Here is a 14268-nt window from a genome sequence, read left to right as displayed (position 1 = left end):
GATTGAAGCATATTTAATTTCAGGTGCATAGCATCATTTATTGTCTTCATAAAACTAGTTACAGCAAACATTATATATTGCTGTAGCTAGTTTTATAAAGCTTAAATTAATTATCACCTTACTCATTTTGGCAACATGAATAAAACATCCGAAAGTCGGCAAAAAAAAACTGCTCTCATTACCGGAGCGGCTAGTGGAATAGGTTATCAATTAACCCAGATTTTTGCTCGTCATAGTTATAATCTTGTGTTAGTGGATAAGAATGAACAAAAACTTAATGAAATTATAGATGAATTTCCGCAAAAATTTGGCATTTTTGTCAAAATTTTTGCCAAGGATTTATCTATACCAACATCTCCAAAAGAAATCTTTACAGAACTACAGCAAGCATCGATCAAGATTGATGTGCTGGTTAACAATGCTGGCTTTGGTACTTATGGAGCATTTACCGAAACAGACCTCAACACTGAACTGAAAATGCTACAAGTAAATATCGTCAGCCTAACTCATTTAACTAAGTTATTCCTGAAGGATATGGTCGAGCAAAACTATGGAAAAATATTAAATGTGGCCTCTGCGGCTGCTTTTCAACCAGGGCCTCTCATGGCAGTTTATTTTGCCACTAAAGCCTATGTCTTATCATTTTCAGAAGCGATCGCTAATGAATTAGAGGGCACTGGTGTCAGCGTGACTGTTCTTTGTCCAGGGCCAACAGCATCGGAATTCCAACACACTGCTGCAATGGAAAATTCCAAGATTGCTAGCGTTAAGAGAATGATGGATACGGCAACCGTCGCGCAAATTGGTTATCGAAGCTTAATGAAAAATAAAACCGTTGTCGTTCCTGGTATGAGAAATAAGATATTGAGTGAAAGTGTCAGATTTACACCCAGAAATTTAGTCACAAAGGTTGTGAGAAGTATGCACGAACTTAAAAAAAATCGGTAGTTCCATCGGGAGCATCCCAATTTTGCCAGAATATGGGGACTGGGGACTAGGAAGAGTTTTCCGTGCGAACGCTGCGCGAACAAAACTTGGGTAGTGGTCTAAATCCCCGAACAATTTTCCCAGTCCCCAGTCCCTAATCCCCAGTCCCTTTTTTATCCGTTTTTATACGTAGAGGAATATATTCTCTACGTATTTTTTATGGAAAAAAGATTTATCCCAATGTATATTTCCGCATTTTTTTGGGAATCCTAGATTGAGGAAGAATTATAAACCACAAAGTATGACTTCCTGACATATCACGTAACTTTTAGAGGATAATTATGTCTCAACGCAAATTGCCCAAAGGCCGTAGTGTTAGTTCAGTTGCTCTAGAACCAGAAGTTGCGATCGCAGTTATTGGACTTTTTTCCGCAGCTGCTGATGGTGAAGGTATTTCTTCAACCGAAGAATATGCTTTAAGTGAATTTCTCAGTCGGGTTGGCTTATTTGATGATTATTCTGACGACGACTTTGAAGAATTGACCGAAAAAGTCGTCAACTTGATTGAAGAAGAAGATCCAGAAGATTTAATCGCCCAATCCATCGAATCCTTGCCCAATAAAGGTTATCGCGAAGCTGCATATATCACAGCAATCTTAGTAGTAGGGATTGATGAAGAAGTACCCGAAAGTGAACAAGATTATATCTCTGAGCTTCAGGAAGCCTTAAAGATTTCAGACGAACGCGCACAAGAACTTATAGACGGAGTATTTGGGGAAGACGAAGACGAAGAGGAAGATGAAGAGGAAGAGGAATAAGAGTATTAATTTACTCCCGTCCAACTAAGGTATTATCATCAAGTAGTTTTAATAACTATCTGATGACTAGGAAAATTTCTCTTAGCTTGATGCTGCTGTTTCTGGGTACTCAAATTGGTGTTACCCAGCCAGCAGCTAAAGCACAAACCCCAGTTGCACCAGCAACTACCACAAAATCAATTTGCTCTACCCAACTAGGAACAGCCATAGATGCTGTAATCAATCGTCCCTTATTTAGTCGGGTGCGTTGGGGAATTTTGGTACAACCCCTGTCAACCGGACAAACTCTTTACAGTCGAGATGCCGAGAAATATTTTACTCCCGCGTCTAATCTCAAATTGCTGACAACAGCAGCAGCATTGCAGGAATTGGGTGCTAATTTTCGGATTCGTACCTCTATTTATCAGAATGGTAATGGTGTTTTAAGTGTTGTCGGTAGGGGAGATCCTAGCTTAAGTGATACTCAACTACAAGCATTAGCACAGCAGCTAAAACAGAAAGGTATTACCCAAATTCAGCGATTGATCGCTGATGATAGTTATATTCAAGGGGATATTGTTAACCCCACCTGGCAATGGGAAGATGTGCAGTCAGACTATGGCACACCAGTCAGCAGCTTTATTCTCAATCAAAATATTTTTAGTTTAAAACTTGTACCGCAGGCTGTAGGTAAACCTTTGCAAGTCGTGTGGATTGATTCTGGCGAAGCGAAACAATGGCGGATAATTAATCAGTCAGTAACCACTGCCCAAAATCAACCAACCTATGTCAATGTTACCCGCGAATTATCAGGAACAACATTACGAATTCAAGGACAACTGACAACGAATTCTGAACCATCTTTAATAGATTTGCCTGTAGTTGATCCTAATTATTACTTCTTACGACGCTTCCGTAGTGCTTTGGCAACAGAAAAAATTACTTTGGGACAAACATTAGTAGTAAGTGGTGGTGTTCATCAAGAGGAAATAGCCTTTGTCGAGTCGCCACCTTTATCTGAATTATTAATGGAAACTCTTCAGAATAGTAATAATCTTTATGCTGAAGCACTCCTGAGAGCGTTAGCTGTGAAAAAATCCAGACTGAAAAATCAGACTAGTGCTGATGTGGGTTTGGAGGTTGTCAAAGCCAGTTTAACTAAATTGGGAGTTGATCCAGCAAATTACATTTTAGTGGACGGTTCGGGTTTATCACGTCGCAACTTAGTGACACCAGAAGCTTTTGTACAAATTTTGCGGGCGATCGCAAAAACACCAACCGCATATATCTATCGCGCATCTTTACCCTTAGCGGGTAAAAGTGGAACTCTCAAAGGCCGCTTTCAAGATACAGCTGCTGAGGGAATTGTGCAAGCAAAAACAGGTACGTTAAATGGTGTCGTTTCTCTATCTGGATATATAAATGCACCAAAGTATGAGCCGCTGGTTTTTAGTATTATCGTCAATCAGTCGGATCAGTCTGCAACAGTTATACGCCAGGCAATTGATGAAGTTGTTGTGTTGTTAACGCAATTGCATCATTGTTAATATGATACTTTTCACTCTTAAATTTTTTCATGCCAGCCAAAATTTTACCACCGCCCTTGAAACCTGGAGATTTACTACGAGTAATTGCCCCTAGTGGTGCTTTGCGAGAATTTGAGGCATTTGAACGGAGTCTAGAAATTTGGCGATCGCGCGGTTATCAATTAAAAATCAGTCCTCAGATAGATGACAAATGGGGTTATTTGGCAGGTACAGATGAAATCCGTCGTCACCAACTAGCAGCAGCATGGCAAGATCCTGATTGTCGTGGTATCCTTTGTGCCAGAGGCGGTTTTGGCAGCACCCGCATCTTAGAAAATTGGAATTGGTCAAACTCAGGGCTTCCCAAATGGCTCATAGGCTTTTCTGATATCACCGCTTTATTATGGAGCCTTTATACAGCAGGTATTTCCGGCGTTCACGGCCCGGTAATGACGACTTTGGTAGATGAGTCAGATTGGTCAATTGAGCGATTATTTGATTGGTTAGAAAGTAGTTCTTTCACCCCTCTCAAAGGTTGCGGCTGGGGTGGTGGCGTAGTTACTGGCACTTTATTACCAGGTAATCTCACGGTGGCTACCCACCTTTTGGGTACACCAATCCTGCCAAATCTAGATGGTGTAATTTTGGCGTTGGAAGATGTTACAGAAGCACCTTATCGCATCGATAGGATGCTGACACAGTGGCGTTTGAGTGGTGCTTTATCTCAAGTCTGCGGTATTGCTTTGGGTGGTTTTACTCGCTGTGAAGCGCCACCAACTATATCTAGTTTTAGTGTAGAAGAAGTATTGCGCGATCGCTTAGGTGATTTGGGGATTCCTGTTGTCTCCGATTTACCTTTTGGCCATGATAGTCCCAATGCAGCCTTACCGGTGGGTGTAGAGGTAACTTTAGATGGGGATGCGGGAATATTAGCGATCGCGCATCCACATTAAGTTAAAATCAGATCCGCTGAATTAAAAAAAAGGACTATATCAAAAGTTTCTTTTGGTAGCATTTCTATATAAAAACTATAGATAGTGTAAAGTATTACATGTTTGAACGCTTGTATGATTATTCAAGGAAAACGTGATTGATGGATAAAAACTTAATAATTGATGTCGGCGTTCACACAGGTGAAGATACAGAATTTTACTTAAAAAAAGGCTTTCGGGTTGTTGGTATTGAGGCTCATCCTAAGCTTTACGAAGCTACAAAAAAGCGACTGAATTTATATATAGAAAAGGGTCAACTTACCCTCCTAAATATTGCTATATCACCGAAAGATGAGCCAGTCACGTTTTACGCCAACTTGGAGAGAAGCTTTTGGGGCACAACTTCACCAGATTGGGCTATTCGGAACAAAAGCTCTTTTGATGCGCCTTCTATTGAGATAACTATAGAAGGGCGCAGATTTGAAAGAATTTTGGAGGAATTTGGCATTCCCTACTATCTCAAAGTAGATATTGAAGGTGCTGATTTATTATGCATACAGGCATTACGGCAGTTTAATACTAAACCACAGTTCCTATCTATAGAATCAACCAAGACTTCTTGGAAAGAACTGCTGGAAGAATTTGCGCTGTTAAAAGAACTTGGTTATCACAAATTCAAAGCCATCAGTCAAGGGCACGTACCTAAACAAATTTGCCCTTCACCAGCACGAGAAGGTCAATATATCCCACATCAGTTTGAATATGGCGCTAGCGGACTTTTTGGTGAAGAAACCCCAGGTACTTGGCTTTCTGAGAGTGAAGTAATCAAAGTCTACAAAGGCATTTTTTGGACTTATAAAATAATCGGAGTGAATGGGATTATTTACCGGTTCCCCATAGGGAAAATGTTCCTAGACAAGCTTAAAATCCAGGAACCTTGGTATGATACTCATGTTAGTTTATGAACACATTATTTTATCCTGACACCTAAAAACTACTGTGGGGCTTGAGTTTAACTCAATCCCATTTTCGGTAGCAACGAGCGGTACAGTAATAAGGGTGAAAAACTTCTAAGAACTTGCTCTGAATGGTCCTGTAGAAAGTCTCTACTACTTGAGGATCATCAATGTGAAAAGGATAATCTTGATTAAAGCCTTTAAAGAAATACCAATTCAAGATTGTTTTACCAGTAGGTGTCAGCGCTTGATGAAACTTTAGTAACTGTTGGGTGGGGTCTGACAAATGTTCTAAAACATCAAAAGAAATGATAGTATCAAAAGTCTCTTTTTCAGGCATTTCTAAGTAAAAACTCATTTTGTGGCTCAAACCCATCTGTTCAGCTCGATAACGCACAAAATCATAATGAATAGGATTAAGATCGCAATAGATTACTTGCTCAACCTGTGGACAAAGGGCAGCATTAAGTGCATGAGTGCCAATCCCGCCGCCAAAATCTAACACCCGACCTTGAGCATGATCTACAATCAAATGTAACGTGTTTTCAATATTTTGACTTTGTTCTAGATGCCAAGCTCCTAACTCAAATAAATAAACCTCTCCCACTTGTTCGCGATAAAAGTCTGTTGCTTTTTCCCAATCAAAATCTTTATGGCCTAACTCTGCCATTTCTTCTTGTCCTGTCGCTAACTTTTTTTCTAGTGTTTCTGAATCTAAATGCAAAAATTCCTGTAGATGCTGTTTTAAGTTAAATGAATTTTGCCAATAATCGCTTAAGAAAGCTGGAGCGAGATGCTTAACCATGAATTTAATTAACTATTATCATTAACTCAATATTTTATATCTTAAACTGAATCAATCTTTTATACTTACTTTTTTTGGGAGCATCCACTTTTGGCGGATCGCCCTCAGACTAGAAGTCTGGGGCTATACAAACTAAACCCGCCTGCGCGGGTTTCAGAGAGTCCGCGTAGGCGGACTTCGTTTGTGTAGCCGCGATTTCCAATCGCCGAGGCAAGTAAGAAATTAGACTTTTCAAACATCCTCTAAATTTATTTATGGGGATTATCTTTTTACTGCCGCAGGCGTTGCAATGACTCAAATTGCTGCCAACAAAGGTACAATGCACGCGGTACGTGAAAACATCCTTTCCATTTGCCGCCTTTGAGATTCAACAATACTTCTCCACGCCGATTCAGGTAGCCAAACCATTCACCGTATTCTGAATCAGCAAAGTGTGACCAGGCGTAATCGTGCATCTTTTGATACCATTCCCAACACACCTCACGCCCTGTCAGGCGATAGCCCATCGCTAATGCAACCAATGATTCTAGGTGAACCCACCACAGTTTTTGATCCCATTCCAATTGTTGTGGGGGATGACAGGCTGCATCCATAAAGTAATACAATCCGCCGTACTCGTTATCCCAAGCAAAATTCAGGATATTTAGCACCACATCAACGGCTTGGTTAATAGTTTTGGTGTCGTTTTGACGACGCGCAATGTCCATGATAAACCACATCGCTTCGATACCGTGACCTGGATTAATCAGCCGTCCCTCAAAACAATCGATGTGGGAACCGTCAGGAGCAACATTTTCGTACATTAGCCCCCGTTCTGGGTCGAGAAAATCGGTCATCACTTCGCGGACAGTATCAGCTAGGACATTTTCTAAGGTTTCTTTTGGCAGCAACCATTCCATTTCTAGAGTCAGGTTGGCTAAAATCATCGGTACAGCCAATGATTTCATCGGGCGTGTATCGGGATAGGTTTTATTGTATTTGCCCTTGGGGTTGTCTTTGCGGCGTAATACGTTGTTATAAGCCTGCATTGCCACATCCTTTGCCCATTCTTCGCCGCCAGCGAGTGCATATTGACTAAATGCCATCGCCGCAAAGCAATCAGAAAAGATGTTGTAAGGGTGAACCAGTGGTTTTCCTTCACGGGTGAGGGCAAAGTACCAGTTACCATCGCTATCTCTACCATGTTGGGCGAGAAAATTAGCGCCGTTGCTGGCAATTTTTAGCCAATTTTCGCGCTTTTCTAGCTGGTTGTAAAGCATCGAAAAAGTCCACACCTGGCGGTTTTGCAGCCAGATGAATTTGTCTGTATCATAAATTTTGCCTTCGCGATCGAGGCAGGTGAAATAGCCGCCTTGCTGCCAATCGAGAGAATATTTTTCCCAAAAGGGAAGTATGTCGTTGAGGAGGGCGTTTTTGTAAAGTTCAGCGTAGGCGTAGCCCGCCGGAGGCATCGCTTGAAAGTCCTTCTCCATAAAATTACTCCCCTTTTATACCAAAACCAACAGCTTAACAGTTATCATATTTTGGCTTGAACATGGAGCGTTCGCGTCAGTCTTTTACAAGATTTAGTTAGCAGCAGTTACACTTCTATCTTGGATCTTGCAGCATTTTCAATAATCGTAGGGTAGTTTTTTAGACAGAGGTGGTTATGAGTCAGATTGAACGAGTTGCGATCGTTGGAGGAAACCACGGTAATGAGTTAACAGGAGTACATTTAGTCAAAAAGTTTCAGCAGTATCCTAATTTAATCAATAGATCAAGTTTTGAAACTCTGGCATTACTTGGCAATCTTAAAGCTATTGAAGAAGGCAAACGATACATTGAAAAAGATTTAAATCGTTGTTTCACTAATCAAGGCTTACAAAATCCCCAACTCTCAAGTTATGAAGATACGCGGGCAAAAGCAATTCAACAGATATTGCAACCGCAAAATCAGCCATTTGTAGATGTCATTGTTGATTTGCACAGCACAACTGCCAACATGGGGTTAAGTCTGATTTTTTGCGATATGCATCCTTTATTACTTCGGTTAGGTGCTTATTTAAGTTCTATCAATCCTTTGGTGAAAGTTTGTATTAATCAGCAATCTAAAGAAAATGGGTTTCTCCGTTCTCTGTGCGAATTGGGTTTTGTTATAGAAGTTGGTGCTGTGGCTCAGAATATTTTAAACGCCGAATTATTTCAGCAAACAGAACAGCTTATTTATGCGGTTTTAGACTATTTTGAAAGGTGCAACCAAGGGAATATTCCGCAGACAAGCAACCAGCTTACACTTTATAAATATATTAGAACTGTGGATTATCCTAGAAGCGATGCCTACGGCGGGTTGCACCTACGCGGGGAGATTCAAGCGATGATTCACCCCCAGCTTCAGTTTAGGGATTATGAACCTTTGAATCCAGGCGATCCAATGTTTCTGACTTTTGAGGGCAAAGATATTTTCTATGAGGGAACGTCTACTGTTTATCCTATTTTTATTAATGAAGCAGCTTATTACGAGAAAGGAATTGCAATGCATCTAACTCAAAAGCAGCAAAAGGTCGTTTAATTTATTTGCCCTTCTCACCAAGATTGCAAATCAGCCTCATAATTGTCTGGATCTTCTCATAATAGGTAGTCTTGATAAACCAGCTTTACTACCAACGCTTTCCTCATCTCATGCATATTTGGGCTTTGAGCGATCAATTCTTGCAGCTATCATTACTGATTATATGCAGGAACTCACTAAATTTTCTTTTTTAAGCTGTTCTTTCGCTAAAGCCAATGCTTGTTGAGCATTTTTAAACTTAGTTGCATCTGTAAAATTATGACCAAAACGCTGTAAGTAAGCTTCCAGATACCGAATACGTAAGCGTGGATCGGCTGGACTCACAAGAAAAGGGAGGTCAGCTTCAACCATAAACCGGATAGCTAATAAAGGTATAGGGCTACGAAGTGGACGAAAGTTTGGATTGTGCAGACCAGGACTTTCATTACGTTTATGAAATTCCCCTATCATCAGTCCTGACTCAACAAATAAAGGTTTGAGTTTTTGTTGGATACTATCTACTACTTTAGAAGCATCATCTATATGGATGTCAGGCAAGATCAGTAAAAAAGCTTTATTAATTGCTAATTCCTGCTCATTATTATCTATTTCTAGAAATATATCTCGGTAGCGTCCAACAACCTCTTCTAATTGTTCTGGATACAAATTTTCTGTGTGAATAACTGCTAAACGAATACTATTTGACTTGAGAGAGTAAGGAACAAAAGGGCAAACTACGCCGGGTCTGCCTAAGTTAGGATGAGGTCTTCCTAAAAAATTTTTCACCCACTCCATAATTTTAATTAAGGAATAAAGGTCTTCGTGCTGTTGAAGTTGTTCGATTTCACGAGTTGTATAGAGTTGCATAGGCTTGACTGAAATTGAGTAATTGTTTAATTCTGAATCCGAAATTAGTTTTGCTATATCAGATGCCTAAAATTATTTGTTGTCTGAGTAAATGAAAATAAGAATTGAGGTTTTTATGTTGTATTCATCTGTAGCTTTTAGTCGATGCATTGAATAATTTTACACTACAAAATACATAAACATATTTTGTACTAAGCAACTTGTGTTCATTTATTTTTAGCATTTTAGCTGGAATACAGATGTATTATCAAGCAGATGCTCCTCATTTTTACACTCTCAAGCTTCTATTATTTTTAATGAAAATATTATGAAGTTTATATCTAAATAGTTATTTTTACTATGAAAGTTTAGTATTGCTTTAATAGCAACTATAAGTTTATTAGCAGGCTGGTATACTTTTTTCTAAGTAAAATCATCAAAAATTAAGCCGAATTTTATTGTGCCAACTGACTTACAACAGTTTGCACGTAAGTGAATACAAAATGCAAGCCTCACACATCAGATATAAAGAGTTTCTACCTCCTCCCTTGAAAGTGCTGAGTGCTGAGTGGAGAGTTAGGAGTTAGGAGTGAGGAGTGATACCATTTCACGAAAATCCTGATACATATACATTTATCGTAGGGTCATGGCATTGCCATGCCCTTACCAGCGTATTTGTATCATTATTAAAGTGAAATGGTATGAGGAGTGAAGATTGAAGAGTTAGGAGTGAAGATTGAAGAGTTAGGAGTTATGAATTATCCCCCTGCCCCCTGCCTCAAAATCTGTAATTTTATACTTCAATGTAAGAGAAAACTGCTGTATCTATTAATCGTAGGGAAGACAGGATGAGAGGTAATACTTTTCGGTTAAGACAAGAGACGTGATGAATCGCCGTCTTTACAATAATCAATCTTTCGTCTAGAGGGCGATTTATCGCGTCTTTGTATTAGACATCTCCACAAATTAAATATGCGTTACCCAGAACCCTTGTAGAGACGTAGCACTGCTACGTCTCTACATTCTTTTTCGGAGATGTATATTGGATATTTTTTTATTTGGAAGTCCTTTAAAGCTTATTTGTCAACAAATTCTTTTACTATTGCCATAGCATCAGGAGGAATCTCCGTAATGAGGCGAAATGGAAATGCAGCAGTTGAAGCAAACTGAGCATAATCTGATGTCAAAAAGACAGCGTAGTTTTTAGCTTCTGGAGTCATCTGTGCAGCAAAGGCTAAAGTTATAGCTTTAACGTACTTGCGAACATCTGCTGCTTGTTCACCCACAACTTCACCGCCACTAATCGGTGTATTGGGTTGTCCTATCTGATCTAAAGTGGTGCTGGGGTCTTTGACGCTCAAATGAGTGCCTCCAACTATACCAACTAGCCATTTGGGGGATGGGATTTTGTTAAATCCTACAATCTGTTCAGTTAAAGCTGGGGTGGTTTTATCGGCGGAACCTGTTAACACTAGGGTAGGAACTTGTATCTTAGTTAACCCAGTTTCGCCAAAAATCAGAGAAGTTGTAGGATTGAAAGCGATCGCCTGTTTTATTCTGGCATCTCGTAGTTGATAACTATTTTCTGGTAGTTCTTGAGCGATGCACTGCATATCTTCTCCCAGACTCAAGATAGTCAAGTTCTTTTGACAGCGTTGTTTAAGATGTTCTAGTTGTAACTCGGCTCCAGCGAGTGCTAAAGCTGTACCACCGCCAAAAGAATAGCCAATAATCATCGCTTTATTGGTTGCAAGTTTCCCTTGCAGGGGATGATTAGCTGTTTGGTTGAGCTTTTCTAATTCGTCGAGAACAAAACTAATATCTTGAGGGCGATCCAAAAACTCCTGAGGCTTCATAACTCTGGTTTTGCCTTGGAATGCTAAATCAGTATTTGCCTGATTACTACCGGGATGTTCTAAAGCTGCGACTACATAACCGTGAGATGCTAAATGTTCTGCTAGGTAACGTAAGTCTGTGCGAACTGACGCGAAGCCATGAGAAAGGACAATTACGGGTTTGTCGGGAGTTGCAGCAGTTGACCAATAAATATCAACTGGAATTTGGCGATCGCGCTTTTGGTCATTCAGGCTTAAGTTGAGTATTTTTACTTGAGCGTTTCCTGGTTGGCTGGGATCAAAAGGAAAAGAAATCTGTGGTGTTTTAGGGTTGAGTTGGGGAGCGATCGCTAGCATAAATTGTTGAGTACGCCAAAAAGCTGTGTTCAAACTCCCTGCAATTAAAAAAGCCTGTGGCAAATCAATTTCTAGGCGTTTACTGGGATAAGCGGCAATAAAACTTAGTATAGAAAGACCCTGCGGTGCAGTAGAACCTAATACCAATCCTGATCTGAGTGCTTGTACCCCAGCTTTATCCCTTCTGGCTAAGGCCGTAGCGAAGTCATTGAGAATAGTTGTACCAATCCGACTATTAACTAACTTATCAACAGTGACAATATTCATTGGTATATTCATACCCAACGCCCCCAGGAAGAAGCGGCGTTGTTGTTCAGATAATTCTTTAGTGTAAGGCTGCAAACTCTCAGGCAATTCCCCAGTTTTTGCAGCCTTTTGCAACTCAGTAAGAGAGATGGACTCTGTAAATAAGCCCAAACGCACGATCACTGTGTCAGCCGCAATGACCGAAGCATTTCCCCCGAATTGTGTAAGTACAATCGCACCTAAGAAACCCGCAACTGTCTTAAGACTTCCCCAATTTCTTGCCATAAATATTTATACCAAGTGTTACTTACGGGAATATAACGGATATTTGTGTATTTGACTACCCTATTAATGGCTGAGAAATAAAAGTAAATTTTTTCCTGAAGTGGATGGCGATGTCTACGATGGGCTACGCCTACGCCCAGATATCCTCAAAGTATCTGCTGATGGGAAAAAAGCCGAGCAAAAGCAACAAATTGTAGAATTCATCACAGCTAAAAAATTGAGAGTAAATCAGTGTTAATAGCCACAAAAGCCTAATTGTTTCTCCGCTAGCTTTAATACTGTAACAGCGACAATTAAAAATTATTTATCCAGAGCAATTTATGTATGGGATTAATCCAAAATCCAAAATTTAGTATAAGTTTTGATAACACGAAAACTTAAAGGCAAATTAATGTTTTGTCTTTGACCTTTAGAGAATGTTGCAGGTAGATAGTCTTAGTGCTGTAGCTGCATTATCATTACTCATCAAATTCTACCAGCCGCATCAACAATTTCTCTTGGTTTTATGCGTCGCAGACTCCGCTATATTTTACTTTTTCTGCTCTCCCTGAGTATTATTACATTGTGGTGGACTGTGAATGATTCTGATTGCAATTTCGAGCCTTTTCTAGCATCAAAAACTACGAAATTCCAAGTACATGCTACTAAAGTTAGTATTCAGCCGTGGCGTGGTCGTCACCATGTATATGGAATATTTATGATTCCTGATGAATACAAACAAGCTCCATTTTTTGTGGTTACAGTTCAAGGTGCTGGTAGTTATTGTTCCAAACAATCTGGTTATCAAAAAAACTTTGATGATATCTTTGCTGAACCAGGAACTTATCTGGTCAGAAAGTTTATTAGAACTCGAATAGCTCTGCGGCTAATTCTCCAAGGTTTGTACTTTCAACTCAATGATAAACAGAACTGGACATTGACTTTCCCTGAAGCAAAGACTATTCAGTAGTGCTGAGTGCTGAGTAATGAGTAATGAGTAATGAGTGGGGAATCTCGCTTCTTTACTCAGGACTGGGAACTAGCTCAACGCCCAGTTACCGCTAACGGAACTGTTTTGCCCCCTGCCCCCTGCCTCCTGCCTCCTTCCAAAGTCGGTCTTCTCTAACAAGGTAGTCGTAGCATTGACTACAATCTGTGCTGCTCCTGTGAAGAACGAGCGCTCGATAGTCGCAGGAACATCGCTAGGTTTATGATAGTGCGGAGTACGTAAATTTGCGGTATCTGTCACTAGCACAGCACCCACGCCCTGATACCAAAATGGTGCATGGTCGCTGCGTAGGGTATCGGGTGTCAGTAAACCTTTAAAAGGAATCGGCAATGTTAGCACTGCTGGCAGATTTAATTCCTGTTTATTCAGGGCGGTTGAGGGGATATTCTGTGAGTTTTGAAAAGCACTCAGTAAAGATAAATGTTCTGTATCACCGATTACTGCTAAAAAATCGCCTTTGTCGCTAGGTGGCTTCACAGGCAATCCAGCAGGGTATTTCTGACATCCAGCAGTGTAACACGCATAACCTACCATATCCATAACGATCGCTCCGCCTAAGTTTTGTAAGCGTGCTTTCTTGCTAACGAAAGCCTGACTACCTAAAAGTCCTGCTTCTTCTTGGTCAAAAAAAGCTAGCTGTAATGTTCGTGGTGTGGGGTAGGAACCGAGTAACCGGGCGATTTCCAGCACTACGGCTACACCACTGGCGTTATCATCAGCACCGGGGGATGAGGCAACAGTGTCGTAATGCGCTGCTACCAGAATTGCTTTTGCGGCTTTGTTAGTTCCTGGACGTTCGGCAAAAATATTCACACCATCGGAGAACTTTTCTAATTTAGGCTTCCAGCCTAATTTTTTTAGTTCAGTTGTGATATAAGTGCGAGTAAGCGATCGCTCTGTTGTTGTGTAGCGCTGAAAATTTAACTTTTGGATATGGGTTAACAGCTTGTCAGTAGACACTTGTAGGATATTATCAACTTCCTTCGATTCTGGCTGTGGTTGGGGTGTTTCTACTGGAATCCGCTCAACAATCGTCGGTGAGGGAGGCTGTTCAAAAAACGTGCTACCTCTACTACCCACCACCACAACTGCCATCAGCGTTAACAGTATCAGCCAAATCCATTTTTTCATTATGATTTATCCTTGGCTTCCTGACTTAGGGTAGCGCAAATCTACAAGCATAACTTTCCATAATTGCTAGGAAGGGTTTAATATTTCGGTTCCCTAAATTATTAAGGAAC

General features: G+C 40.4%; 13 protein-coding genes. 8 read left to right on the top strand and 5 right to left on the bottom strand.

The window, feature by feature from the left end; translation table 11 throughout:
* Positions 1–135 precede the first annotated feature (135 nt).
* From V7K76_RS27505 to V7K76_RS27485, 5 genes are all read left to right on the top strand, one after another.
* Positions 136–948, top strand: a complete 813-nt coding sequence (locus tag V7K76_RS27505; RefSeq protein WP_334780338.1) for an SDR family NAD(P)-dependent oxidoreductase — start codon at positions 136–138, stop codon at positions 946–948.
* A 320-nt stretch (positions 949–1268) separates the two neighbouring features.
* Positions 1269–1745 (top strand): tellurite resistance TerB family protein, encoded by a 477-nt coding sequence (locus V7K76_RS27500; protein WP_334780340.1) that lies wholly within the window; start codon positions 1269–1271, stop codon positions 1743–1745.
* 62 nt (positions 1746–1807) lie between these two features.
* Positions 1808–3271 (top strand): D-alanyl-D-alanine carboxypeptidase/D-alanyl-D-alanine endopeptidase, encoded by a 1464-nt coding sequence (gene dacB / locus V7K76_RS27495; protein ID WP_334780341.1) that lies wholly within the window; start codon positions 1808–1810, stop codon positions 3269–3271.
* Between the two features lie 29 nt (positions 3272–3300).
* Positions 3301–4203, top strand: coding sequence for a S66 peptidase family protein (locus tag V7K76_RS27490; protein WP_334780343.1), 903 nt, complete (start codon positions 3301–3303; stop codon positions 4201–4203).
* A 140-nt stretch (positions 4204–4343) separates the two neighbouring features.
* Positions 4344–5147 (top strand): FkbM family methyltransferase, encoded by an 804-nt coding sequence (locus V7K76_RS27485; protein WP_334780345.1) that lies wholly within the window; start codon positions 4344–4346, stop codon positions 5145–5147.
* A 52-nt stretch (positions 5148–5199) separates the two neighbouring features.
* On the opposite strand, the gene V7K76_RS27480 is transcribed toward V7K76_RS27485, so the two are convergent.
* Both V7K76_RS27480 and V7K76_RS27475 read right to left on the bottom strand, forming a co-directional pair.
* Complete coding sequence (locus V7K76_RS27480; RefSeq protein ID WP_334780347.1) at positions 5200–5943, bottom strand: class I SAM-dependent methyltransferase; 744 nt, start codon at positions 5941–5943, stop codon at positions 5200–5202.
* Between the two features lie 269 nt (positions 5944–6212).
* Positions 6213–7415, bottom strand: a complete 1203-nt coding sequence (locus V7K76_RS27475; RefSeq protein ID WP_334780348.1) for an AGE family epimerase/isomerase — start codon at positions 7413–7415, stop codon at positions 6213–6215.
* A gap of 176 nt (positions 7416–7591) precedes the next feature.
* Here V7K76_RS27475 and V7K76_RS27470 point away from each other — a divergent pair, with 176 nt between their 5' ends.
* A complete protein-coding gene (locus tag V7K76_RS27470) occupies positions 7592–8491 on the top strand; it encodes an aspartoacylase (protein WP_334780349.1) in 900 nt (299 codons plus the stop codon).
* A gap of 159 nt (positions 8492–8650) precedes the next feature.
* Here V7K76_RS27470 and V7K76_RS27465 read toward each other — a convergent pair whose 3' ends face one another.
* Together V7K76_RS27465 and V7K76_RS27460 are read right to left on the bottom strand one after the other, a co-directional pair.
* Positions 8651–9337 carry a DUF6875 domain-containing protein gene (locus V7K76_RS27465; RefSeq protein ID WP_334780350.1) on the bottom strand — a complete coding sequence of 229 codons (687 nt, stop codon included), beginning with the start codon at positions 9335–9337 and terminating at the stop codon, positions 8651–8653.
* 1055 nt (positions 9338–10392) lie between these two features.
* Positions 10393–12039: an alpha/beta hydrolase gene (locus V7K76_RS27460; protein WP_334780351.1), complete on the bottom strand. Its 1647-nt coding sequence runs from the start codon at positions 12037–12039 to the stop codon at positions 10393–10395.
* A gap of 100 nt (positions 12040–12139) precedes the next feature.
* On the opposite strand from V7K76_RS27460, the gene V7K76_RS27455 reads away from it, so the two are divergent.
* A complete protein-coding gene (locus V7K76_RS27455) occupies positions 12140–12277 on the top strand; it encodes a hypothetical protein (protein ID WP_334780352.1) in 138 nt (45 codons plus the stop codon).
* Positions 12278–12544: 267 nt separating this feature from the next.
* Positions 12545–12988: a hypothetical protein gene (locus V7K76_RS27450; RefSeq protein WP_334780353.1), complete on the top strand. Its 444-nt coding sequence runs from the start codon at positions 12545–12547 to the stop codon at positions 12986–12988.
* Positions 12989–13057: 69 nt separating this feature from the next.
* On the opposite strand, the gene V7K76_RS27445 is transcribed toward V7K76_RS27450, so the two are convergent.
* Positions 13058–14158, bottom strand: a complete 1101-nt coding sequence (locus V7K76_RS27445; protein ID WP_334780355.1) for a M28 family peptidase — start codon at positions 14156–14158, stop codon at positions 13058–13060.
* Positions 14159–14268: the final 110 nt, after the last annotated feature.

The organism is Nostoc sp., from assembly GCF_036917975.1.
GTDB lineage: Bacteria > Cyanobacteriota > Cyanobacteriia > Cyanobacteriales > Nostocaceae > Nostoc.
Note: the sequence above shows the minus strand (reverse complement) of the source record. Positions and strands in the feature narration are given on the sequence as shown.

Bases quoted from the DNA above. Each gene is read 5' to 3' on its own strand.
- V7K76_RS27505 (WP_334780338.1), top strand. From the start codon at position 136: ATGAATAAAACATCCGAAAGTCGGCAAAAAAAAACTGCTCTCATTACC.
- V7K76_RS27500 (WP_334780340.1), top strand. From the start codon at position 1,269: ATGTCTCAACGCAAATTGCCCAAAGGCCGTAGTGTTAGTTCAGTTGCT.
- dacB (WP_334780341.1), top strand. From the start codon at position 1,808: ATGACTAGGAAAATTTCTCTTAGCTTGATGCTGCTGTTTCTGGGTACT.
- V7K76_RS27490 (WP_334780343.1), top strand. From the start codon at position 3,301: ATGCCAGCCAAAATTTTACCACCGCCCTTGAAACCTGGAGATTTACTA.
- V7K76_RS27485 (WP_334780345.1), top strand. From the start codon at position 4,344: ATGGATAAAAACTTAATAATTGATGTCGGCGTTCACACAGGTGAAGAT.
- V7K76_RS27480 (WP_334780347.1), bottom strand. From the start codon at position 5,943: ATGGTTAAGCATCTCGCTCCAGCTTTCTTAAGCGATTATTGGCAAAAT.
- V7K76_RS27475 (WP_334780348.1), bottom strand. From the start codon at position 7,415: ATGGAGAAGGACTTTCAAGCGATGCCTCCGGCGGGCTACGCCTACGCT.
- V7K76_RS27470 (WP_334780349.1), top strand. From the start codon at position 7,592: ATGAGTCAGATTGAACGAGTTGCGATCGTTGGAGGAAACCACGGTAAT.
- V7K76_RS27465 (WP_334780350.1), bottom strand. From the start codon at position 9,337: ATGCAACTCTATACAACTCGTGAAATCGAACAACTTCAACAGCACGAA.
- V7K76_RS27460 (WP_334780351.1), bottom strand. From the start codon at position 12,039: ATGGCAAGAAATTGGGGAAGTCTTAAGACAGTTGCGGGTTTCTTAGGT.
- V7K76_RS27450 (WP_334780353.1), top strand. From the start codon at position 12,545: ATGCGTCGCAGACTCCGCTATATTTTACTTTTTCTGCTCTCCCTGAGT.
- V7K76_RS27445 (WP_334780355.1), bottom strand. From the start codon at position 14,158: ATGAAAAAATGGATTTGGCTGATACTGTTAACGCTGATGGCAGTTGTG.